At 72.7% G+C, this 22,543-nt stretch carries 12 protein-coding genes and 1 pseudogene; 5 read left to right on the top strand and 8 right to left on the bottom strand.

Features of this window, described 5'->3' with window-relative positions; all coding sequences use genetic code 11:
• Window positions 1-115: 115 nt before the first annotated feature.
• The 4 genes from glgB to ACFWTC_RS27990 all read right to left on the bottom strand — a co-directional run bounded on the left by glgB (window position 116) and on the right by ACFWTC_RS27990 (window position 7,754).
• Entirely contained in the window at window positions 116-2,404 is a 2,289-nt protein-coding gene (gene glgB, locus ACFWTC_RS28005; protein ID WP_383928929.1) for a 1,4-alpha-glucan branching enzyme, read from the bottom strand.
• The gene (locus tag ACFWTC_RS28000) at window positions 2,401-3,846 is read right to left on the bottom strand and encodes a maltokinase (protein WP_384026709.1); all 1,446 of its coding nucleotides are present in this window, start codon (window positions 3,844-3,846) and stop codon (window positions 2,401-2,403) included. Before ACFWTC_RS28000 ends, glgB begins: the two co-directional genes overlap by 4 nt.
• A gap of 183 nt (window positions 3,847-4,029) precedes the next feature.
• On the bottom strand, window positions 4,030-5,763 hold the full coding sequence (gene treS / locus ACFWTC_RS27995) for a maltose alpha-D-glucosyltransferase (protein ID WP_383928923.1): 1,734 nt from the start codon (window positions 5,761-5,763) through the stop codon (window positions 4,030-4,032).
• Window positions 5,760-7,754: a maltotransferase domain-containing protein gene (locus ACFWTC_RS27990; protein ID WP_383928920.1), complete on the bottom strand. Its 1,995-nt coding sequence runs from the start codon at window positions 7,752-7,754 to the stop codon at window positions 5,760-5,762. The genes treS and ACFWTC_RS27990 overlap by 4 nt, the downstream gene beginning before the upstream one ends.
• 970 nt (window positions 7,755-8,724) lie before the next feature.
• On the opposite strand from ACFWTC_RS27990, the gene glgP reads away from it, so the two are divergent.
• Window positions 8,725-11,361: an alpha-glucan family phosphorylase gene (glgP, locus tag ACFWTC_RS27985; protein WP_383928917.1), complete on the top strand. Its 2,637-nt coding sequence runs from the start codon at window positions 8,725-8,727 to the stop codon at window positions 11,359-11,361.
• 30 nt (window positions 11,362-11,391) lie between these two features.
• Here glgP and ACFWTC_RS27980 read toward each other — a convergent pair whose 3' ends face one another.
• On the bottom strand, window positions 11,392-12,405 hold the full coding sequence (locus ACFWTC_RS27980; RefSeq protein ID WP_383928914.1) for an Lrp/AsnC family transcriptional regulator: 1,014 nt from the start codon (window positions 12,403-12,405) through the stop codon (window positions 11,392-11,394).
• A gap of 153 nt (window positions 12,406-12,558) precedes the next feature.
• On the opposite strand from ACFWTC_RS27980, the gene ACFWTC_RS27975 reads away from it, so the two are divergent.
• Complete coding sequence (locus ACFWTC_RS27975) at window positions 12,559-14,100, top strand: MFS transporter (protein ID WP_384026706.1); 1,542 nt, start codon at window positions 12,559-12,561, stop codon at window positions 14,098-14,100.
• Between the two features lie 74 nt (window positions 14,101-14,174).
• On the top strand, window positions 14,175-14,549 hold the full coding sequence (locus tag ACFWTC_RS27970) for a hypothetical protein (RefSeq protein ID WP_384026703.1): 375 nt from the start codon (window positions 14,175-14,177) through the stop codon (window positions 14,547-14,549).
• Between the two features lie 310 nt (window positions 14,550-14,859).
• On the opposite strand, the pseudogene ACFWTC_RS27965 reads toward ACFWTC_RS27970, so the two are convergent.
• Both ACFWTC_RS27965 and ACFWTC_RS27960 read right to left on the bottom strand, forming a co-directional pair.
• Window positions 14,860-15,384 (bottom strand): annotated as a pseudogene (locus tag ACFWTC_RS27965) (nitronate monooxygenase); the annotation flags it as partial.
• Between the two features lie 754 nt (window positions 15,385-16,138).
• Window positions 16,139-18,406, bottom strand: coding sequence for a M4 family metallopeptidase (locus ACFWTC_RS27960; protein WP_383928900.1), 2,268 nt, complete (start codon window positions 18,404-18,406; stop codon window positions 16,139-16,141).
• A 382-nt stretch (window positions 18,407-18,788) separates the two neighbouring features.
• On the opposite strand from ACFWTC_RS27960, the gene ACFWTC_RS27955 reads away from it, so the two are divergent.
• Window positions 18,789-20,264 carry a sugar transferase gene (locus ACFWTC_RS27955; protein ID WP_383928897.1) on the top strand — a complete coding sequence of 492 codons (1,476 nt, stop codon included), beginning with the start codon at window positions 18,789-18,791 and terminating at the stop codon, window positions 20,262-20,264.
• Window positions 20,265-20,282: 18 nt separating this feature from the next.
• Here the strand turns inward: ACFWTC_RS27955 and ACFWTC_RS27950 are convergent, their stop codons facing one another.
• Entirely contained in the window at window positions 20,283-21,227 is a 945-nt protein-coding gene (locus ACFWTC_RS27950; RefSeq protein ID WP_383928894.1) for a GDP-L-fucose synthase family protein, read from the bottom strand.
• Between the two features lie 239 nt (window positions 21,228-21,466).
• Here ACFWTC_RS27950 and gmd point away from each other — a divergent pair, with 239 nt between their 5' ends.
• The gene (gene gmd, locus ACFWTC_RS27945; protein WP_383928891.1) at window positions 21,467-22,480 is read left to right on the top strand and encodes a GDP-mannose 4,6-dehydratase; all 1,014 of its coding nucleotides are present in this window, start codon (window positions 21,467-21,469) and stop codon (window positions 22,478-22,480) included.
• Window positions 22,481-22,543: the final 63 nt, after the last annotated feature.

The following is a 22,543-nucleotide window of genomic DNA, read 5'->3' as shown; positions in this document are numbered from 1 at the left end:
ACTCCGTCCGCTCCTTGCCTCGACGTCGGCGGGCCCGTACGCCGGATGGTCGGGGCCCGGGCCAAGCGCAAGCCGCTCCGGGAACCGGAGGAGCACCTGACCGGGGCCCCGGCCGCTACGGCCTGAACCAGACCGTCGCCAGCGGCGGCAGGGTCAGCCGCAAGCTGGCCGCCCGTCCCTGGGCCGGCACCGGCTCCGGGCGCAGCGGCGCCGTGTGGTGGATGCCGCTGCCCCCGTACCGCTGCATGTCGGTGTTGAGGACCTCCCGCCACAGCGGGACCTCCTCCGGCACCCCGAGCCGGTACCCGTGCCGGACCACCGGGGAGAAGTTCGACACCGCCAGCAGCTGCGAGCCGTCCTGCGCGTACCGCAGAAAGGCGAAGACGTTGTCTTCGGCGGCGTCGGAATCCACCCAGGCGAAGCCCTCCGGGACGCTGTCCCGCTCCCACAGGGCGGGCGCCGCCGCGTACGTGTGGTTCAGGTCGCCCACCAGGCGGCGCACCCCCTGGTGGTCCTCGGCCGCCGGGTAGGAGCTGTCCAGCAGCCACCAGTCCGGTCCGTACGTCTCCGACCACTCCGACCCCTGGGCGAACTCCTGCCCCATGAAGAGCAGCTGCTTGCCCGGGTGGGCCCACATGAACCCCAGGTACGCCCGGTGCGCGGCCCGCTTCTGCCACCAGTCCTCACCGGGCATCTTCGACACCAGCGACGCCTTGCCGTGCACCACCTCGTCGTGCGAGATCGGCAGCACGTAGTTCTCGCTGAACGCGTAGACCATCCCGAAGGTCATGTCGTGGTGGTGGTACTTGCGGTGCACCGGCTCCTTCGACATGTACCGCAGGGTGTCGTTCATCCACCCCATGTTCCACTTCAGCCCGAAGCCGAGCCCGCCCGCGTCGGTCGGCCGGGTCACCCCCTCCCAGGCCGTGGACTCCTCCGCGATCGTCACCACGCCGGGGCAGCGCCGGTACACGGTGGCGTTCATCTCCTGGAGCAGCGTCACCGCGTCCAGGTTCTCCCGTCCGCCGTGCTCGTTCGGCGCCCACTCGCCCTCGGTGCGCGAGTAGTCGAGGTACAGCATCGAGGCGACCGCGTCCACGCGCAGCCCGTCGACGTGGAATTCCTCGCACCAGTACACGGCGTTGGCGACGAGGAAGTTGCGGACCTCCTTGCGGCCGTAGTCGAACTCCAGCGTCCCCCAGTCCGGGTGCGCGGCCCGCCGCGGGTCGTGGTGCTCGTACAGCGGGCGGCCGTCGAACTCGGCGAGCGCCCAGTCGTCGCGCGGGAAGTGCGCGGGCACCCAGTCGACGATCACCCCGATCCCGGCCTGGTGCAGCGCGTCCACCAGGAAGCGGAAGTCGTCCGGCGAGCCCATCCGGGAGGTCGGCGCGTAGAACCCGGTGACCTGGTAGCCCCACGAGCCGCCGAAGGGGTGCTCGGCGATCGGCATCAGCTCCACGTGGGTGAAGCCGAGATCCTTCACGTACGCGGGGAGCTGCTCCGCGAGCTGCCGGTAGGAGAGCCCGGGCCGCCAGGACGCCAGGTGCACCTCGTACACCGAGAACGGCGCCTGGTGCGGCGGCCGCGCGCCGCGCCCGGCCATCCACCGCGCGTCGTTCCACTCGTACGTCGAGACCGTGACGACGGAGGCGTTGGCCGGCGGGACCTCGGCGGCCCGGGCCATCGGGTCGGCGCGCGTGGTGTGGCTGCCGTCGGGGCGCGTGATGTCGTACTTGTACAGCGTCCCGGCGCCGACGCCCGGCAGGAACAGCTCCCACACGCCGGTCGAACCGAGCGAGCGCATCGGGTAGGCGACGGAGTCCCAGTAGGAGAAGTCCCCGGCGACGCGGACGCCCTGGGCGTTCGGCGCCCACACCGTGAAGCGGGTGCCGGCCACCCCCTGGTGCTCCATCGGCCGCGAGCCCAGCGCCGTCCAGAGCTCCTCGTGCCGCCCCTCGCCGATCAGGTGCAGGTCCAGCTCGCCCAGCGCCGGCAGGAACCGGTACGGGTCGTGCACCTCGATCTCGTCGCTGTCGTACGCCACCAGCAGCCGGTAGTCCGGCACCTCGGCGAGCGGCAGCAGCCCCGAGAACAGCCCGTCCCCGTCGTCGAAGAGCTCGGCCCGCAGCCCCTTGGCGACGATCGTGACGGCCTTGGCGTACGGGCGCAGCACCCGGAAGGAGACGCCGCCCCGCTGCGCGCGGGCGCCCAGCACCCCGTGCGGGTCGTGGTGGCGGCCCTCCAACAGGCGGGCCCGGTCCCCGGCGTCCAGCGGGGGCGCCGGCCGGACCCCGTGTGCGGGGGCGGCCCGGCGGGCGCGGGGGGTGCGGGGCTTTCTCGCGGCCGGGGCGGAGTCCCCGGACTCGTCGCGGACGGTCGGTGACGGCTGTCGTGCGGCGCTCACGCGAGCGGCCTCCTCGGGGGCTTCTGATGGGGGTGCGGGGAGAGGGAGCCCGGTGCGGCCGGGGTGGGCGGCACGCGGTGGGCGGGGCGGACGGGTTCCGAGAGCCGCCGGATGGCGGCCATCGGGACGTGCAGCCAGTCGGGGCGGTGCCGGAACTCGTAGCGGGCCTCGTACACGGCCTTGTCGGTCTCGTACGCCCGCAGCAGCACCGGGTCCTCGCGGGGGTCGCGACCCGTGGTGCGGGCGTAACCCTCGCAGAAGGCCGCCCGGCAGGCGTCCGCCCAGGCGGGGGCGAACGGCCGGTGCGAGCGGGCGGCGTAGTCGAAGGAGCGCAGTATCCCGGCGATGTCGCGCACCGCCGGTTCGGGACGGCGCCGGTCGGCCAGCGGCCGGGCCGGCTCGCCCTCGAAGTCGATCAACGACCACGAGCCGTCGAGGGTGCGCAGGGTCTGCCCCAGATGGAGGTCCCCGTGGATCCGCTGGGCGGACACCCCGGCCCCCCGGGAGGCGGCCAGTGCGTCGAAGGCACCGCGCAGCCCCGCCTCGAAGGTCCGCAGCGCGGGCACCTCCCGGGCGGTGGCGGCCAGCCGCGCCGTCATCCCGGCGGCCAGCCGGGCGGTCTGCTCCGGGCCGAGCGCGACGGTGGGCAGGGCCGAGGCGAGCGCGCTGTGCACCTCGGCGGTGGCCCGGCCGAGCGCGTGCGCCTCGGCGGTGAAGTCGGCGCCCGCGCCGAGCCGGCGCAGCGCGAGCTGCCAGCCGTCGTCGGAGCCGCGCAGGTACGGCTGGAGGACGCCCAGGGTCAGCGGCTCGCTGCCGGCCAGGTCGGCCTCGTACCAGGCGACGGGTGCGGGGACGCGGGTGCAGCCGACGGCGGCCAGCGCCCTGGGCAGCTCCAGGTCCGGGTTGACCCCGGGCCCGACCCGCCGGAACACCTTCAGGATGTACGAATCCCCAAAGATCAGCGAGGAGTTGGTCTGCTCGCCGGACAGCGGCCGGGGCGTCAGTCCGGCCGGGATCGGCGCGTCCGGGTCCCGGTCGAAGCGGAGCGGGCCGAGCGCGCCGGGGGCGCGCAATCGTTCCAGCAGCATGGCCGCGAGGCGTGGGTCGCCCAGTGCCTCGTAGACCGCCCTGCCCGCGTACGGGCCCTCCTCGGCGTGGCCGATCAGCGCGGGCGCGAGAGCGGGCGGCAGGGACGGGCGTACGCCCAGCAGCAGTTGGTAGCAGTCCCCGTCCACGTCGAGGAGCAGGTGCAGCAACCCGGGGGCCGACCCCGGGGGGAGCAGCTCGGCGGCCGATACGGCCCTGAGCCTGGTGATGGACCGGCCCTTGCCCGCGAACCAGCGCTGCGCGGGCAGCCAGGCCCTGAGCATCGGTTCCAGCGGGCCGATCCCGGCGGCCCGGTCGGCCGCCAGCCGACTCCGGGCGGATGCTGCCTCCGACATGGCGTCGCGTCCTTTCCCCGGGCCGTCACAGAATGCGCAGAGTGTCCCGGATGTGCGGCAGTTGCTTCTCCGGTATGTGCGAGTGTCGGGTCAGGATGATCCTTACAGGGGCGGGCGATTGACCCATTCGCGTGCGCCCGCCCCGTTCTCGGGCCGTTCTCGGGCTCGTTCGCCTGTGTCCGGCTACTGCTCGGCGCGCAGTTCGGTGCGCGTCTCGTTGCGCGTCTCGTTGCGGAGGCGGAACCAGTAGAAGCCGTGTCCCGCCAGGGTCAGCAGGTACGGCCATTCGCCGATCGCCGGGAAGCGCACGTCACCCGTGAGTTCCAACGGGATCCGTCCGTTGAACGACCGCAGATCCAGTTCGGTGGGCTGCGCGAAGCGCGAGAAGTTGTGCACGCACAGCACCAGGTCGTCCCCGTGTTCACGGAGGAATGCCAGGACCGCCGGGTTCGACGACGGCAGTTCCGTGTACGAGCCCAGTCCGAAGGCGGGGTTTGCCTTGCGGACTTCGATCATCCGGCGGGTCCAGTGCAACAGCGACGAGGGCGATGCCATGGCCGCCTCGACGTTGGTGACCTGGTACCCGTGGACCGGGTCCATGATGACCGGCAGGTTCAGCCTGCCCGGATCGCAGGAGGAGAAACCGGCGTTGCGGTCCGGGGTCCACTGCATGGGCGTGCGCACGCCGTCGCGGTCGCCGAGCCAGATGTTGTCGCCCATGCCGATCTCGTCGCCGTAGTACAGCACCGGTGAGCCCGGCAGTGACAGGAGCAGGGCGGTGAACAGCTCCATCTGGTTGCGGTCGTTGTCCAGCAGCGGGGCGAGCCGGCGCCGGATGCCGATGTTGGCCCGCATCCGCGGGTCCTTGGCGTACTCGGCGTACATGTAGTCGCGCTCTTCGTCCGTGACCATTTCGAGGGTGAGCTCGTCGTGGTTGCGCAGGAAGATGCCCCACTGGCAGCGCTCCGGGATCGCCGGGGTCTTGGCCAGGATTTCGGAGACCGGGTAGCGGGACTCCCTCCGCACGGCCATGAAGATGCGCGGCATGACGGGGAAGTGGAACGCCATGTGGCACTCGTCCCCGCCCTGGGAGAAGTCCCCGAAGTAGTCGACGACGTCCTCGGGCCACTGGTTGGCCTCGGCGAGCAGCACGGTGTCCGGGTAGTGCCGGTCGATCTCGGCACGGACCCGCTTGAGGAGGGTGTGGGTGCGCGGCAGGTTCTCGCAGTTGGTGCCCTCCTCGGCGTACAGGTAGGGCACGGCGTCGAGGCGGAAGCCGTCGATGCCGAGGTCGAGCCAGAACCGGAGCGCCGAGACGATCTCCTCGACCACGGCCGGGTTCTCGTAGTTGAGGTCCGGCTGGTGCGAGAAGAAGCGGTGCCAGTAGTACTGCTTGCGTACGGGGTCGTACGTCCAGTTCGAGGTTTCGGTGTCGACGAAGATGATGCGGGCGTCCTGGTACTGCTTGTCGTTGTCGGCCCACATGTAGTAGTCGCCGTACGGACCCTCCGGGTCCTTGCGGGACTGCTGGAACCACTCGTGCTGGTCGCTCGTGTGGTTCATGACGAAGTCGATGATCACCCGCATGCCGCGCTGGTGCGCGGCGTCCACGAACTCCACGAAGTCGGCGAGATCGCCGAATTCGGGGAGCACGGAGGTGTAGTCGGAGACGTCGTAGCCCCCGTCGCGGAGGGGTGAGGCGAAGAACGGCGGGAGCCAGAGGCAGTCGACGCCGAGCCACTGGAGGTAGTCCAGCTTGGCGGTGAGCCCCTTGAGGTCTCCCACGCCGTCGCCGTTGCTGTCGTGGAAGGAGCGGACGAGGACCTCGTAGAACACCGCCCGTTTGAACCAGTCGGGATCGCGGTCCTTGGCGGGGGTGTCCTCGAAGGTGTCGTGGACGGGATCGTTGATCATCATGTGGTGGGTGACCCTCCGGTGGGCGGGGACGGTCGCAGAGCGGCCAGCACGTGCGCGGGCGTACGGCCCGGCTCTAGGCGCACGTAGTTCGCCCTGCCCCAGTGATAGGTCTCGCCGGTGAGCTCGTCGCGCACCGCGAGGGACCCGTGCCAGTCGAGGCCGAGTACCGGCATGTCCAACGAGACCGTCGCCTCCTGGGTGTGGTGCGGATCGAGGTTGACGACCACCAGTACGGAATTGGCTCCCGCGTGCTTCGAATAGGCGATCACCTGTTCGTTGTCGGTCGAATGGAAGTGGATGTCGCGCAGCTGCTGGAGTGCGGGGTTGCGCCGGCGGAGCCGGTTCAGCGCGGTGATCAGCGGGGCGATGGTGGCGCCGTCGCGGTCCGCGGCCGCCCAGTCGCGTGGCCGGAACTCGTACTTCTCGGAGTTCAGGTACTCCTCGCTGCCCGCCCGCACCGGGGTGCCCTCGCACAGCTCGTACCCGGCGTAGACGCCCCAGGCGGGGGAGAGGGTGGCGGCCAGGACCGCCCGCACCTCGAAGGCCGGGCGGCCGCCGTGCTGAAGGTACTCGTGGAGGATGTCGGGGGTGTTGACGAAGAAATTCGGCCGCATGACGGAGGCCGACCGGGTGCCCGACAGCTCGGTCAGGTACTCGGTGAGCTCGGCCTTGGTGTTGCGCCAGGTGAAGTACGTGTACGACTGCTGGAAGCCGACCGCCGCGAGCGCGCGCATCATCGCCGGGCGGGTGAAGGCCTCGGCGAGGAAGATCACGTCCGGGTCCGACTTGTTGATGTCGGCGATCACCTTCTGCCAGAAGACGACAGGCTTGGTGTGCGGATTGTCGACGCGGAAGATCCGGACGCCGTGCTCCATCCAGTACCGCAGGATCCGCACCGTCTCCTGCACGATGCCGGCCATGTCGGTGTCGAAGTGGATCGGGTAGATGTCCTGGTACTTCTTCGGCGGGTTCTCGGCGTACGCGATCGTCCCGTCGGCCCGGTGGCGGAACCACTCCGGGTGCTTCTCCACCCACGGGTGATCGGGGGAGCACTGGAGGGCGAAGTCCAGCGCGATCTCCAGGTCCAGCTCACCGGCGCGTGCCACGAAGGCGTCGAAGTCCTCGATGGTGCCGAGGTCGGGGTGGACGGCGTCGTGCCCGCCCTCGGTGGAGCCGATCGCCCACGGCACGCCGGGATCCCAACTCCCCGCCGAGAGGGTGTTGTTCGGGCCCTTGCGGTACGTCGAGCCGATCGGGTGGATCGGTGGCAGGTACACCACGTCGAAGCCCATCCCGGCGATCGCCGGCAGCCGCTCGGCGGCCGTGCGGAACGTTCCGCTGACCGGAGCCGTGCCCGGCTCGGCCACGGCCCCCTCCGAGCGGGGGAACATCTCGTACCAGGAGCCGAAGAGGGCCCGCTTGCGCTCGACGAGCAGGGCGAGCGGCTTCGCGGCGCTCACCAGCTCGCGGTACGGGCGCTTCGCGAGCGCGGCGTCCACGGCGGGGTCGAGGGCGGCCGCGTACCGCTCGGCGACGGGCCGGTCCTCGTCCCGCAGGACGTCGGCGGCGGCCAGTACGGCCACGCGGCCGTCCCGCTTGGGGATTTTGGCGCCGGCCCGCGCGAGGAGCTCGGCGCCCTCCAGCAGCACCAGCCCGGTGTCGATCCCGGCGGGGATCTTGATCGCCGCGTGGGCCCGCCAGGTGGCCACCGGGTCGCTCCACGCCTCGACGGTGTACGTCCACCTCCCCTCTACCTCGGCGGACACCCGGGCCCCCCACCGGTCGGTACCGGGGGCGAGCTCGCGCAGGGGCACGGGGGGCCGGAGCCGCCCGCTCGGATCTCTGAGGACGACGTGGGCTGCCACGGCGTCGTGTCCCTCGCGGAACACGGTGGCCGAGATCTCGAAGACCTCGTCCACCACCGCCTTGGCGGGTCTGGCGCCGCAGTCGACGGCGGGGCGGACGTCCAGCACGGGAATGCGACCGATCATGATGGGATCACCTGGGGGCAGTTCGCAGGGCTCGGTGACAACAGGCCAGCCGGTACTACGGCTGGTAGTGCACGCTCTGTTCGCTCTGTTTCTAGCCGCTCGGAAGACGGCTGGGCTGCGGGCATGGCCGCTCCTGTCCGCGTTCACTCGGGTGGCGGGGAGAGGTTGGGGGCGGGTGCGCCGTGCGGGTACCACACGTACCCGGGGAGCCCTTCCCACTCTCACCCCGCCCAACCCGGGTCGCTGGTTAACTACTCGTACGTAGTGGCACGGGGGTGCGCGGCGCCGGACCGGCAGCCGCCGATGCCCCGTCAGGCCGGGCGAGGACCAGCGGTGTACGGTGCGGAACCATCCGTCAGACCCGTCTCCCACGTCGCGTACGCCTCTGCTGCGGGCGGGCTGACGGTACGGTGATCGCCGATCTCGTGGGCGGCATCGTGGGTGCCCTCCTCCCCGACCCGATTGCCTGAAGCCGCGAGCGGCGCATGCGGCGGGCGTGGGCGTCGGGCGCGGAGGTGGCCTTCGAGGCCTGCGTGCTGGGTGACCGGCCGTACTGCCGCGATGACGCCCCGGTCCTTCCTTCGGTTTCCCCGTCGGGGACCGCGCATTCGTCCCCGACGGAAGTCGCCACCCTGCGCCGCCGGGCCCTGCCGGCCGACCGCCTCGCACCGGTCGGGGTGCGCGGCCGCGCCACCCACGGACCCCCACCGCCCCGTCCGCCCCTCCCGGCAGGTCGCGCGGTGCCTCGACGGCGACACCGAGGTCCTGCTCGCCGGCGCCCCGGCGCCCATGGCGCACCTGCCGTCCGCCCTGTCCCGGGCCGGCGTCCTGGTCCGGGCGGGCCGGGGGAGGGGTGGGGGAGGCGGCATGGCCGGGAGGCGTTCGGCTCGCTAGCCTTCCCGGGGTGATGCGCGGGTGCACAGCGTGGTGCGGCCGCTCCGATCCGCAATCCCCTGCGAAGGTGGAACGTGTGAAGGCTATCCGTCGGTTCACCGTGCGCCCCGTCCTCCCGGAGACCCTGCTGCCGCTCACCGACCTCGCGCGCAACCTGCGCTGGTCGTGGCATGCCGAGACCCGCGAACTCTTCCAATCCGTCGACCCCGAGGGCTGGCAGGCCTCCGGCGGCGACCCCGTCCGGCTGCTCGGCGCCGTCTCCGCGGCCCGGCTCGCGGAACTGGCGGCCGACCGCCGGTTCCTGCGGCGCCTCGCCGTCGTCGCCGCCGACCTCGACGACTACGTCAACGGCGGGAGGTGGTACCAGGGGCAGGAGACCGCGGGCGGCCTGCCCGCCGGGATCGCCTACTTCTCCCCCGAGTTCGGTATCACCGCCGCCCTGCCCCAGTACTCCGGCGGCCTCGGCATCCTCGCCGGGGACCACCTCAAGGCCGCCAGCGACCTCGGCGTCCCGCTCATCGGCGTGGGACTGCTCTACCGTCACGGCTACTTCCGCCAGTCCCTCTCCCGCGACGGCTGGCAGCAGGAGCACTACCCCGTACTCGACCCCAACGAGCTCCCCCTCGACCTGCTGCGCCAGGACGACGACACCCCGGCCCGGGTCTCGCTGACCCTCCCCGGCGGCCGCGCCCTGCACGCGCACATCTGGCAGGCCCGCGTCGGCCGCGTACCGCTGCTGCTCCTCGACTCCGACGTCGAGGACAACGACGTCGCGGCCCGGGAGGTGACCGACCGGCTCTACGGCGGCGGCAGCGACCACCGCCTGCTCCAGGAGATGCTGCTCGGCATCGGCGGCGTGCGCGCGGTGCGCGCCTACTGCGCGATCACCGGACACCCCGACCCCGAGGTCTTCCACACCAACGAGGGCCACGCCGGCTTCCTCGGGCTCGAACGCATAAGGGAACTGGAACGAGAGGAGGGCCTCGGATTCGACGCCGCCGTCGAGGCGGTGCGCGCCGGAACGGTGTTCACCACGCACACCCCCGTCCCGGCCGGCATCGACCGCTTCGAGCGGGGCCTGGTCGCCCGGCACTTCGGGGAGGGCGGGGAACTGCCCGGCGTACCCGTCGAGCGGATCCTTGAACTGGGCGCCGAGTCGTACCCCGGCGGCGACCCCGGGGTGTTCAACATGGCGGTCATGGGGCTGCGCCTGGCCCAGCGGGCCAACGGGGTGTCCACCCTGCACGGCGCGGTCAGCCGGGAGATGTTCGCCGGCCTGTGGCCCGGCTTCGACCCGGCCGACGTGCCCATCACCTCGGTCACGAACGGGGTGCACGCCCCGACCTGGGTGGCCCCGGAGGTGGTCAGGCTCGGCGCCCGCCAGATCGGCGCCGGCCGCACCGAGGACGCCCTGTCCGTCGGCGGCTCCGCCCGCTGGGACGCCGTCGCCGAGATCCCCGACCAGGACGTGTGGGACCTGCGCCGGGTGCTCCGCGAGCAGCTGGTCCAGGAGGTGCGGGACCGGCTGCGGGCGTCCTGGCGCCAGCGCGGCGCGGCCGAGGCCGAGCTGGGCTGGGTGGACTCCGTGCTCGACCCGGACGTGCTCACCATCGGCTTCGCCCGGCGCGTGCCCTCGTACAAGCGCCTGACGCTGATGCTGCGCGACCCGGACCGGCTGCGCAGGCTGCTGCTGGACCCGGACCGGCCGGTGCAGATCGTGGTGGCGGGCAAGGCGCATCCCGCCGACGACGGCGGGAAGCGGCTGGTCCAGGAGCTGGTGCGGTTCTCCGACGACCCGCGGGTGCGCCACCGGATCGTGTTCCTGCCCGACTACGGCATGGGCATGGCGCAGAAGCTCTACCCGGGCTGCGACGTCTGGCTCAACAACCCGCTCCGGCCGCTGGAGGCCTGCGGCACGAGCGGGATGAAGGCCGCGCTGAACGGCTGCCTGAACCTGTCCGTGCTGGACGGCTGGTGGGACGAGTGGTTCGAGCCCGACTTCGGCTGGGCCATCCCGACCGCCGACGGCCTGGGCGCGGACGAGGACCGTCGCGACCACCTGGAGGCCAATGCCCTCTACGAGTTGATCGAGAGCCGGGTCGCACCCCGGTTCTACGACCGGGTCGGACGCGGCGGGCTCCCGGTGCGGTGGATCGAGATGGTCCGGCGCACGCTGGTCTCGCTGGGCCCGAAGGTGCTGGCCGGCCGGATGGTCCGGGAGTACGTGGAGCGGCTGTACGCCCCGGCCGCGCTCGCCCACCGGGCCCTGACCCCGGAGGCGGCGCGGGACCTCGCCTGGTGGAAGGGGCGGGCCCGCGCGGCCTGGCCGCGGGTGGCCGTCGAGCACGTGGAGGCCGTCGCCGCGGCCCCCGTGAACGGCACCGCCGAACTCGGGGCCACCCTCACCCTGCGCGTGCGGGTGGCGCTGGACGCGCTCACGCCCGAGGACGTGGAGGTGCAGGCGGTCGCCGGGCGGGTGGACCCGCAGGACGTGATCCGCGACGGGCGGGCCTTCCCGCTCAAGCCGGCCGCGGGACCCGACCTGGAGGGCCGCTGGGTGTACGAGGGCCCGCTCGCCCTCGACCGTACGGGGCCCTTCGGCTACACGGTGCGCATCCTGCCCACGCACCCGCTGCTGGCGGTCCCGGCCGAACTGGGCCTGGTCGCCGGACCCGTGGACACGGACGCGGGGGGCGGCGTACTGCTGCGCTGACCCCGCACCCGCGGGGAACGCACGGCGGGCTCAGGGGGCGGGCGGCGGGTCCATCAGCCGCCCGTCCTCCACGAGCATCCCGGCCCGCTTGATGTTCCGCAGGGTCGGGATCAGCTCGACCTGCCGGATGCCGGGCACCGCGCCGATCCGCTCCGTCAGGTACGTGTAGAGGGCGTCGGTGTCCCGGCACACCACCACCGCCATCAGGGAGGCCGCCCCGGTCACGGCCGCCGCGAACGGCACCTCCGGATGACTGCCGATCGCGGCGCCCACCTCCGCCAGCCGGGCCGGCGGGACCGTCAGGACCAGGGTGGCCTCCGCCTCGTAGCCGAGGTGCGCCGGGACGATCTCCACGTCGAAGAAGACCGCCCCCGACTCGCGCAGCCGCTCCAGCCGGCGCCGGGCGGTGGACTCCGACAGGCCGGTGGCGCGGGCCAGCTCCGGATAGCCGGCGCGGCCGTCCTGGCCGAGCACCGCCAGCAGGGCGAGTTCCGTCTCGTCCAGGGTGTACCGCTCCGGACCGGGCTCCACCGGCGGCCGCTCCAGGGCGGCGACCTGGTCCGGGCGCAGGACGTCCAGACCGGCCCACGCCTCCGGCCCGCCGAAGAACTTCCGCAGGATGGTGTGGGCGGCGATGCCGGTCACCCGCCGGGTGCGCGGCAGCTTCTCCAGCAGCAGGGTGTCCCGGTCCTGGCGGGTGCGCGCCCGGGTCATGCACTGGATCTCCGTACCGCCCGAGTTCAGCGTCACCCACGCGATGTCCGGGCGGCGGGCCAGCGCCTGCGCCACGGGGAGCGCCGCGTCCGGCGCGCACTGCACGCGCAGCCAGGACTCGAAGAGGCCGACCCGGCGGCCCAGCGGCAGGGCGACCACGCGGACCAGGCCGGTCGTGCGCAGCCGGCGGTAGCGGCGCACGACGGTCTGGTCGGAGACCTCCAGCACCTCCGCGAGCCGGGCGAAGGAGGCCCGGCCGTCGAGCGTCAGGGCCTGGACGAGGGCGCGGTCGAGTTCGTCCAGCGTGCCGCCGTGCGGGGTCGGATGCATGGTTTCCATCATTCCAGACCCGCTGACTACCGGAATCCGGCAGCGGGTGGGCGCTGGTTAAGGGGCGCGGCCGCCACGCTGGGACCTTGGGGAGGCCGCCGGACAGATCCGGGGCCCGCCACCACCCCCCGCACCCCCAGAAGGGTTCCCGCCATGCGCAAATGGCTGCCGTTGACCGCGGTCTGCCTCGGGGCGTTCATGCTGCTCGTGGACGTCACGATCGTGACCGTCGCCCTGCCGGACATGTCCGCCGACATGGACACCGGATTCGCCGGCCTCCAGTGGGTCATGGACGTCTACGCCCTGGCGCTGGCCGCCCTGCTGCTCGGGGCGGGCTCGCTCGCCGACCGGATCGGGCGCCGCCGCGTCTACCTCGGCGGGCTCGGGCTGTTCGCCGCGGCCTCGCTCGCCTGCGGCCTGGCCACCGGCCCGGCCGAGCTGATCGCCTTCCGCACCCTCCAGGGCATCGGCGGCGCCGCCATGTTCGCCACCACGATGGCCCTGCTCAGCGGGGCGTACCAGGGCCGCGACCGCGGGGTGGCCTTCGGCGTCTGGGGCGCGGTCAACGGCGCGGCCGCGGCGGCCGGACCGATCGTCGGCGGGCTGCTCACCGAGCAGTTCGGCTGGCGCTGGATCTTCTTCATCAACCTGCCGCTGTGCGCGCTGGCCGTCTGGGTCACCCTCAAGGCCGTCGGCGAGTCCCGCGACCCGCACGCCAAGGGGCTCGACCTGCCCGGCATGGCGACCTTCACGGCGGGGGCCGCGGCCGTCACGTACGCCATGATCCGCGTCGGCGAGAACGGCTGGAGCTCGCCCGCCACCCCGGGGCTCCTCGCCCTGGGCGCGGCCGCCTTCGGCGCGTTCGTCCTCGTGGAGCTGCGCAGCTCCCGGCCGATGCTGGACCTCTCCCTCTTCCGCAGCCGCACCTTCGTCGCCGTCATGGCCGCCGGACTGCTGCTGTCCGGCGCGGCGTTCTCGTACCTGATGTACGTCTCCCTGTGGCTGCAGTCCGCCGAGGGGATGAGCCCGGTCGGGGCGGGCCTGGTGCTGGTGCCGCTGAGCGCGGCCGCCTTCCTGGTCTCCGCGGTGGCCGGGCGGCTGCTGCACGGCGCCCCGGCGCGGCTGACCATCGGCGGCGGGCTGCTGCTGATCGGCGTCGGCGCGCTGCTCCAGGCGTGGATGCTGGACGCCGGCGACGGCTGGTCGGCGCTGGTCCCGGGGCTGCTGGTCACCGGTGCGGGCGTGGGTACGGCCACCCCGGCGCTCGCCGCCACCGCCATGGGCGCGGTGGGCCATGCCCGTGCGGGCATGGCGGGCGGCGCCCTGAACACCGCGCGCCAGCTGGGCACGGCGCTCGGCATCGCCGTACTCGGCGCGGTCTTCCACGCCGGGCTGCGCTCCGGCCTGGGCGAGGCGGGCCACGGGCTGTCGGCGCCGCTGGCCTCCGGCGGGGCCGGGCAGTTGCTGGCCGCCGCACCGGCGGGCGCGGCGCACGAGACCCTGGCGGGCCTGGTGGACGCGGCCTTCGCGAGCGGGCTGCGGGAGACGTTCCTGGCCTCGGGGGCGATGGGCCTGGCGGGCGCGCTGGCGGTGTTCCTGCTGATCCGCCGCCCGGCCGCGACGCCGCCGCCGGCCGCCGCCGCGGTCCCGCCGGCCCGCGCCGCGGGGTCTCCCGCCCCGGCGCCGCTGCCGTGACGCGGGGGGCGTGACGCAGGAGTCCCGCCGCGCGCCGCGCGGCGGGACCTCACGGGTGAACCTTCGAACGTGCTGTGCCGGGCGAGCGGGCGCGCAACGTGGAGGTCGTGGCGGCCTTCTTCCGGCCGGTCGACGGGCACGACCACGGCCGCCCCGGCGGCGGCCGCGATGACGAAGGCCGCGATGACGAAGGCCGCGATGACGAAGGCCGCGACGAGGAAGGCCGCCCGGGCAACGGCGACTGGCAGGGCGGGGGTCGCGACGACCAGGACGGCGCGGACGGGGGCCGCCCGGAGGAGGGCGGGCGCCCCGACAACGGCGGCCGTCCGGACGACGCCAACCGTCCCGAGGCCGGGAGCGGTGACACCGGCGCCGGCGAGGAGGCGGACCCGGACGCGGAGGAAGGGGAGGAGGACCTCCTGGCCACGGTCTTCCGCAGCATCGGCTGACCGGGCCCGCCCCGGTTGGGGGGCAGGCCTCGCCGTCTCGGCGGGCCCGAGCAACGGGCGGCCCGAGTGACCGACGGCCCGAGTGACCGGCGGGCCCGAGGGGTTTGGCGGCCCGCCCGGCCCGGAGGAAGCCCAGGTCGCACACCCGGCGCCGGGCCGCGGCAACCTCGGGGTCGGAGACCGTACCCGCAAGCTCCGCCACCTTGAAGGGGAACGAGGTGGGCGAGGCCTCGGGGTCGTTGCGGACCGCGAGGGTGCCGGCGCGGGCCCGGTCCAGCAGGTCCTCGCGCAGGTGGCGGGCCATCCCGGACTCCTCGCACAGGGCGAAGGCGCTGCCGACCTGGACCCCGGCCGCCCCCCGGGCCCGGGCGGCGGCCACCGCCTCGGGGCTCGCCTGGCCGCCGGCGAGCCAGAAGGGCAGCCCGAGCGCCGCCATCCTGGCGAGGTCCGGCTGGTCGCGCGGCCCGTAGACCGGCTCGCCGTCCTCGCCCCGCCGCACCGGCCCGCGCGGCGAGGCGCTGTGGCCGCCGGCCCCGCTGGTCTCGATCACGAACCCGTCGGGGCGGGTCGCAACGTCGCGGGCCAGGTACGCGGCGAGCACCGGCAGCGAGACGATGGCCAGTACCTCCGGGCGCCGCAGCGGGCCCGGGAGGTGCCCGGCCAGCAGCGCCGCGGGGTCGAAGAGGTGGCCGAGCGGCTCCTCCGAGCCCTCTACGGAGATCCGGGTGACGCAGCGTTCGTAACGCGCCAGCCGCGTGGCGAGGGCAGGGATCTGGCCGGGGACTCCCGCGCCCACGAGCACGTGGTCGACGCCTGCCAGGATCGCGCCGAACATGGCGGGGGCGGTGGCCAGCTGGATCTTCTCCAGGTAGTTGACGCCGACGAGGCCATCGTGTCCCTCCTTCGCGAGCCACACCTCGGCGGAGTTGCCGAGGACGGTGAGGATTTCGGCCTGGGCCCCGCCCGTCGCCCGCAGCCGCGGAGCGGTCCGCATCGGAGCGCCCGCGTCGAGCCCGCCCTCGCGGAAGTAGCAGTCGAGGGCGGTCCGGGCGAGTTCGGGGAGCGGCAAGGCGGCCAGGGCGCGGCGGGCGTGCCCGCCGGGGTCGCCGGTCTGCAGGACGCGGGCCAGGACGACGTCCAGCGCCGTTCCGGAGACCACGCCCAGCTGGCCCTCCAGGGACACCGCCCTGGTCAGCCGCCACCCGGAGACCCCGACGCCCATGCCGCCCTGGATCAGCCAGGGCCGCCGCACGGCGGGGACGGTCGCGGGGGCCGGTGGCACGGGGACCGGTGGCACGGGGACCGGCGGCACGGGCGTCAGCGGCACGGAGGTCAGCGGCATGGGGCACGTCCTCGGAATCACCCGAATTTACGCTTCCGTAGGTTCGCTGAACTCCACTATCCCCCCGCCGCGGCGGTGCGCACGGCGCGGAAGGTCCCGGCCGCCAGGGGAGCAGGTCCCGCGGCAACCGGGGCCGAGGGACGGGGGCCCATGGGACAGGGCCGCCCGGGGAGGTTTCCTCCCGGGCGGCCCCGTGTCTAACGGTGCGGCTCTCGCCGTTCAGCTCCTGGTGTCCGGCCCCGCAGGGTCAGAAGGTGAGCTTCCAGCTGTCGATCTTGCCGACGTCCGCGCTGGCCAGGTCCGCGACCCGCAGCTTCCAGACACCGCTGGCGACCTCGGAGGAGGCGTTCACGGTGAAGGACTGGACGATGTTGTCCGCGCTGCCGCCGGTGCGGTTGCGCAGGTTGTAGAGGGTGCCGTCCGGGGCGACGAGGTCGACCTTCAGGTCACCGACGTAGGTGTGCAGGATGTTCACGTCCACCTTGAGGGTGCTCGGGGCGTTGCCCGTGCGGTTCACGGTGATCGGGGACTCGACCGTCGCGTTGTCGGCGATGGCGTAGTCGGTCGTGTTCTCGAAGACGCTCGGCTGGCTGGTGCCGACGGTCCAGGTGAAGGACGCCGTACCCGTCTTGCTCGCCGAGTCGGTCACCGTGACGGTCACGTTGGACGTGCCCGCGGTGGTGGCCGTGCCCGAGATCAGGCCGGTGGAGGAGTTGATCGACAGACCGGCCGGCAGGCCGCTCGCCGCGTAGCTCAGCGCGCCCGGGTTGGTGCTGGTGGCCTGGACCTGCAGGCTCGCCGCGCCACCGACCTGGGTGTTCTGGTTGGCGATCGGGTTGACGGTGACGCCGGAGACGATCCGGGGACCGACATTGACGCCGGCCCAGGCGTTGGCCACGTTGTTGTAGATGGTGGAGCCCTGGCCGTACAGGTCGGCCGCGGCCTTCAGCGTCTGGACGCGGGCGTCCGCGTAGTTGGTGTTCGACTTGAAGTAGCCGACCGTCAACGCGCGGAACCAGATCTTCGAGGCGGCGTCGCGGCCGATCGCGGTGACCGGCAGGCCGTCGGAGGTCGGCGAGTCGTAGCTCACGCCGTTGACTACCTTGGCGCCCGAGCCCTCGGAGGCCAGGTAGTACCAGTGGTTGGCCGGACCCGAGGAGTAGTGGACGTCGATCGAGCCGATGCCCGAGTACCACGCGTCCTTGGACGAGCCGTCCTTGCTCGGCTTGTCCATGTAGCGCAGCGGGGTGCCGTTGCCGCGGATGTCGATCTTCTCGCCGACGTTGTAGTCGCCGAGGTCCTGCGGGTTGTTGGCGTAGAACTCGACGGCCGCCGCCATGATGTCGGAGGTCGCCTCGTTGAGGCCGCCGGGCTCGCCGCTGTAGGTCATGTTGCCGGTGACCGAGGTCAGGCCGTGCGTCATCTCGTGCGCGGCCACGTCGGTGGAGGTGAGGGGCTTGGCGTTGCCGTCACCGTCGCCGTACGTCATGCAGAAGCAGGAGTCCTGCCAGAAGGCGTTCACGTAGTTGTTGCCGTAGTGGACCCGGGTGTACGGGGCCACGCCGTCGTTGCGCAGCCCGTTGCGGCCGTGCACGTTCTTGAAGTAGTCCCACGTGACCGCGGCGCCGTAGTGGGCGTCGGCGGCGGCGGTCTCCAGGTTGGCCGGCAGCCCGTTGCCCCAGACGTCGTCCGGGCCGGAGAAGAGCGTGCCGGTGCCCGAGGAGCCCCGGTTGAGGTTGTACGTCTTGTGGTTGCCGCGCGCCGCGTCGGTCAGGTTGTACGTGCTGCCCGACTGCGTGGTCCCGAGCGTCACCTGGCCGCTGTACATGGTGTTGCCGGTGCCGGTCTCGACGGCCTGCCACTCGGTGATCTTGGCGCCGGTCCTGGCGTTGGTCACCACGTGCAGTTCGTTCGGCGTCCCGTCGTGCTGGAGGCCGCCGACGACCGTCTCGAACGCGAGGACCGGAGCGCCCTCGGCCGCCCAGATCACCTTGCGGGCGCTCTTGGAGGCCTTGGCCTCCTTGGAGCCCTCGGCGTTGGCGGCGGCGACCGCCTGGCCCTCGGCGGCGGCCGGGGTGACCGTGGCGGTGGTGTCCGCGACCTTGATCTCGTGGTGGGTCGCCTTGGTCACGCTCTGGGTGACGCCGCCCTTGGCGTGGACGGTGAGGTCACCGCCGAGCACCGGAAGGCCGTCGTAGGTGCGCTCGTACGAGGTGTGCGTGGTTCCGTCCGCGTCCTTGACGACGTCGCGGACGACCAGCTTCTCGCCGCTGCCGAGGCCGAGGGCCTTGGCGGCCTGCACGGTGGTGGAGTTGGCCTCGGCAAGGAGCGTCGCACGCTCCGAAGCGCTGAGTTTGACGTTCGCCGCGCCCGGGTTGGGCTGGGCGGCCGTACGTGCCTGCGACGCGGTGGCGTCGGCGGTCGCGGTGCCGGTCTGTATACCGACGGCGAGCAGGGCTGCCGCGGCTACGAGCGCGCCGGCCGCTGTGGCACGCCTCTGGGGGGTGGACCTCAACGCAGACTCCTTCTGCAAGGGGGGTTCCGGACGGCTGGGTGGGCCTCCGGGCAGATCAGGGCTGGTGCGATGAACGGTCGAAGAGTGACACCTACGGCACGCAATGTCAGGGCCGCGTCAAAAGGTTGGCTGGAAACGGTTCGTTGTCCGAGGTGACGTATCCGGTATCCGAACCATTCACCTTTGTGTGCCGCGAAAACCGTCCGGCATTCGGAACGGCTGGTACCGGTTGCTAACACTTGGACAATAAGAGGTCTCGTTGACGCAAACGGCATTTACCGTACGGGTGTTTGTCGTACTGTTTCCCGGTGCGGCAGATGTCCGTTGCCAGGGGAAGCGATGGGCAGCCGTCACTGTCATAGACCACGTGCCAGGGGGGCCCATGAGGCATGTCCATTTTCCTGCGCAAAGAGTGGCCAGGACGGCCCAGGAGTCCGCTGTGCCCGTACGCCGGCTCGGTGACAAGGCCCGCTGGTACCTGCCCGCGGCCGTCTCCGCCGACGTCCTGGGCGCGGCCGTACCCGTAGGACTCGTCTTCGCGGCCGCCGGGCAGGTCCGGCCGCTCTACTGCGCCCTCGGTGCCGCGCTCGCCTGGACCGGGGTACAGGCGTTGCGCCGCCGCTACACCGCCCGTTCGCTCGGGGAATCGCGCGGAGTCCTGCCGGTCGTACACGACTGGCTGATTCTCATCGGCGTCCTCGCCGTGGCACGCGTGGTGACCGAGGAGGACACCCCCCGGCTGGCCGCGCTCGGGGCCCTGCTGCCCGCCCTGCTCGTCACCGTCGCCTGCCACAAACTGACCTACCGCCACCTCTCCGCTGCCCGCCGCGAGGCCCAGGCCGTCAGCCGGGTCCTCGTGGTGGGCGAGCCCGGCGCGGCCGAGGACGTCATCGCCCACCTCGCCGCGCGCACCGACCACCCGTACGTCGTCGTCGGCATGGTCCCGGTCGGCGCCGGCGACCTCGCCAGCGGAGTCCCGGTCGCCGCCCGCCTCGGCGAGGCGATGCCCGAGGCCTCTCACGGGGACTCCTCCGCCGTCCTCGGCGCCGTCCGCAGCCACCACGCCGACCTGGTGCTCGTCGCCCCCGGAGCGCGCTTCGCGGGGGAGCGGCTGCGCCGCGTGGCCTGGGCCCTGCACGACGCGGGCCTGGAACTCGCGGTCTTCCCTGGGCTGGTGGAGGTCTCCGTCAAGCGGCTCGAGACCCTGTCCGCCGGGGGGCTGGCCATGCTGCGGGTCGTCCCGCCGGTCAGCCGCGGCGTGCAGACCGTCCTGAAGTCGGCCCTGGACCGGGCGGGCGCCGCGCTCGGGCTGCTGCTGCTCTCCCCGTTCTTCCTGGGGATCGTCCTGTCGATACGGGTCGGCTCGCGCGGCCCGGCCTTCTACCGCCAGCGGCGCATCGGCCGCGACGGCGTCCCCTTCGTCATGTGGAAGTTCCGCACGATGGTCGTGGACGCCGACGCGCGGAAGGCCGAACTGGCCGGGGCGAACGAGAACGACGGCCTGATGTTCAAGATGCGCCGCGACCCCCGGGTCACCCGCGTCGGCCGGCTGCTGCGCCGTACCTCCATGGACGAACTGCCCCAGCTGCTCAACGTGCTCACCGGCCACATGTCCCTGGTCGGCCCGCGCCCGCCGCTGCCCGAGGAGGTCGCGGAGTACGACGACGTCGAACTGCGCCGGCTCAGCGTGCGGCCCGGGATGACCGGGTTGTGGCAGATCAGCGGGAGGTCCGACCTGTCCTGGGATGAGACGATTCAGCTTGACCTGCAGTACGTCGACAACTGGTCCTTCACCAGCGACGTCGACGTCATGGGCCGCACGCTCCGCGCCGTCGTCGACGGTCGCGGGGCGTACTGAGGGGCCGATGCCTTGAGATCAGCCCTGCTCGCGCCACCACCGGTAGGTGGAGGCGATGCCGTCCCGCAGCGGGATGCCGGGCTTCCAGCCGAGCGAGGTCAGACGGGACACGTCCAGCAGCTTGCGGGGGGTCCCGTCCGGCTTGGACGTGTCCCAGGCGAGCCGGCCCCGGAAGCCGGTCACCTCGGCGACCGTCTCGGCGAGCTCCTTGATGGTCAGGTCCTCGCCGCAGCCGATGTTGACCGGCTCGTCCCCGTCGTAGCCGTTCAGCAGCACGGCGCAGGCGGCGGCCAGGTCGTCGACGTGCAGGAACTCCCGGCGGGGGGTGCCGGAGCCCCACAGGGTGACCTCGTCCCGCCCTTCGGCCGCGGCCTCGTGGAAGCGCCGGACGAGGGCCGGCAGCACGTGCGAGGACTCCAGGTCGAAGTTGTCGCCCGGGCCGTAGAGGTTCGTCGGCATGGCCGAGATGAACGAGGCCCCGTACTGCTTGCGGTACGACTGGACCTGGACGATGCCGGCGATCTTCGCGAGGGCGTACGCCTCGTTGGTCGGCTCCAGCGGGCCGGTCAGCAGGGCGTCCTCACTGATCGGCTGCGGGGCCAGCTTCGGGTAGATGCAGGAGGACCCGAGGAACAGCAGGCGGTGCACGCCGGCGGCGTGCGCCCCGGCGATGACGCTCAGCTGGATCTTGAGGTTGTCCTCCAGGAACTGCACTGGGTACGTGCTGTTGGCCATGATGCCGCCCACCTTGGCGGCGGCCAGCACGACGGCGTCCGGGCGGACGCCCTTCAGGTACGCCCCGGTCGCGTCGGCGTCGCGAAGGTCGAGGTCGGCGCGGCCCCGGGTGAGCACCTCGTGACCGTCGGCGGTCAGGCGGCGGGCGACCGCGGAGCCCACGAGGCCGCGGTGGCCCGCGACGAAGACGCGGGCGTTCGGGGGCAGGAGCGGCAGCGAACTTGTCATACCGCCGATGATGCCAGTCCGCTCCCGCGCGGATCCGCCCGGTCCACCGGCCGGCACCCGGCCGCCGCGGGCTCCAATCCACTGCAAAGCCAGCCGGAACGGGCGTGTACGGTACCCATCCAGCCCCCGGGCGGCGGCCCGCACGCGGGGCGCGCCCCCTGCCGGGGCGGTCCGCCGCACGCACCCCGAGGCGCAGCCTCACCACGACGAACAGCACCGACCACCACCAAGGGGAACCCATGGGCAAGACCGCACTGATCACCGGCGTCACCGGGCAGGACGGCTCGTACCTCGCAGAGCTGCTCCTCTCCAAGGGCTACACGGTGCACGGGCTCGTGCGGCGCTCCTCCAGCTTCAACACGGAGCGGATCGACCACATCTACCAGGACCCCCAGACCGCCAACCGGTCCTTCGTCCTGCACCACGCGGACCTCTCCGACGGCGTCGCCCTGGTGAACCTGCTGCGCGGGATACAGCCCGACGAGGTCTACAACCTCGGCGCCCAGTCCCACGTCCGCGTCTCCTTCGACGCCCCCCTCTACACGGGCGACGTCACGGGCCTCGGCGCGCTGCGGCTGCTGGAGGCGATCCGGGCCAGCGGGATCGACACCCGCATCTACCAGGCCTCGTCCTCGGAGATGTTCGGCGCCACCCCGCCCCCGCAGAACGAGGGCACGCCGTTCCACCCGCGCAGCCCGTACGGCGCCGCCAAGGTCTTCGCGTACTGGACCACGGTGAACTACCGTGAGGCCTACGGCATGTTCGCCGTGAACGGCATCCTCTTCAACCACGAGTCCCCGCGGCGCGGCGAGACCTTCGTGACCCGCAAGATCACCCGCGCGGTCGCCCGGATCAAGGCCGGCCTGCAGGAGAAGCTCTACCTCGGCAACCTCGACGCCGTCCGCGACTGGGGCTACGCCCCGGAGTACGTCGACGCCATGTGGCGGATGCTCCAGCAGGACGAGGCCACCGACTACGTGGTCGCCACCGGTGTGGCCGCCTCCGTCCGCGAGTTCGTCGAGGCCTCCTTCTCCCACGCCGGTCTCGACTGGAACGAGCACGTGCGCTACGACCCCAAGTACGAGCGCCCCAGCGAGGTCGACGCCCTCATCGGCGACGCCTCCAAGGCCAACGAGCTGCTCGGCTGGAAGCCGACGGTCCTGGTCGCGGAACTGGCCAAGATCATGGTGGACGCCGACATCCGCCAGGTCGAGGACCAGCTCGCGGGCGTGACGGTCCGCATCGACCGCTGAGGCCTTATATCTCGCCTACGATTTGCCGTGTTCCGGTCACGTGCGCCACTCTGCGCGGACGTG

Origin of the sequence: Streptomyces sp. NPDC058619 (assembly GCF_042717785.1) — a bacterium.
In the GTDB taxonomy this organism is placed as follows: domain Bacteria; phylum Actinomycetota; class Actinomycetes; order Streptomycetales; family Streptomycetaceae; genus Streptomyces.
The sequence above is the reverse complement of the archived record's forward strand: the minus strand, read 5'-3'. Positions and strand labels throughout refer to the sequence as shown.

Bases quoted from the DNA above. Each gene is read 5' to 3' on its own strand.
- ACFWTC_RS28000 (WP_384026709.1), bottom strand. From the start codon at position 3,846: ATGTCGGAGGCAGCATCCGCCCGGAGTCGGCTGGCGGCCGACCGGGCC.
- treS (WP_383928923.1), bottom strand. From the start codon at position 5,763: ATGATGATCAACGATCCCGTCCACGACACCTTCGAGGACACCCCCGCC.
- ACFWTC_RS27990 (WP_383928920.1), bottom strand. From the start codon at position 7,754: ATGATCGGTCGCATTCCCGTGCTGGACGTCCGCCCCGCCGTCGACTGC.
- ACFWTC_RS27980 (WP_383928914.1), bottom strand. From the start codon at position 12,405: ATGCATCCGACCCCGCACGGCGGCACGCTGGACGAACTCGACCGCGCC.
- ACFWTC_RS27975 (WP_384026706.1), top strand. From the start codon at position 12,559: ATGCGCAAATGGCTGCCGTTGACCGCGGTCTGCCTCGGGGCGTTCATG.
- ACFWTC_RS27955 (WP_383928897.1), top strand. From the start codon at position 18,789: ATGAGGCATGTCCATTTTCCTGCGCAAAGAGTGGCCAGGACGGCCCAG.
- ACFWTC_RS27950 (WP_383928894.1), bottom strand. From the start codon at position 21,227: ATGACAAGTTCGCTGCCGCTCCTGCCCCCGAACGCCCGCGTCTTCGTC.
- gmd (WP_383928891.1), top strand. From the start codon at position 21,467: ATGGGCAAGACCGCACTGATCACCGGCGTCACCGGGCAGGACGGCTCG.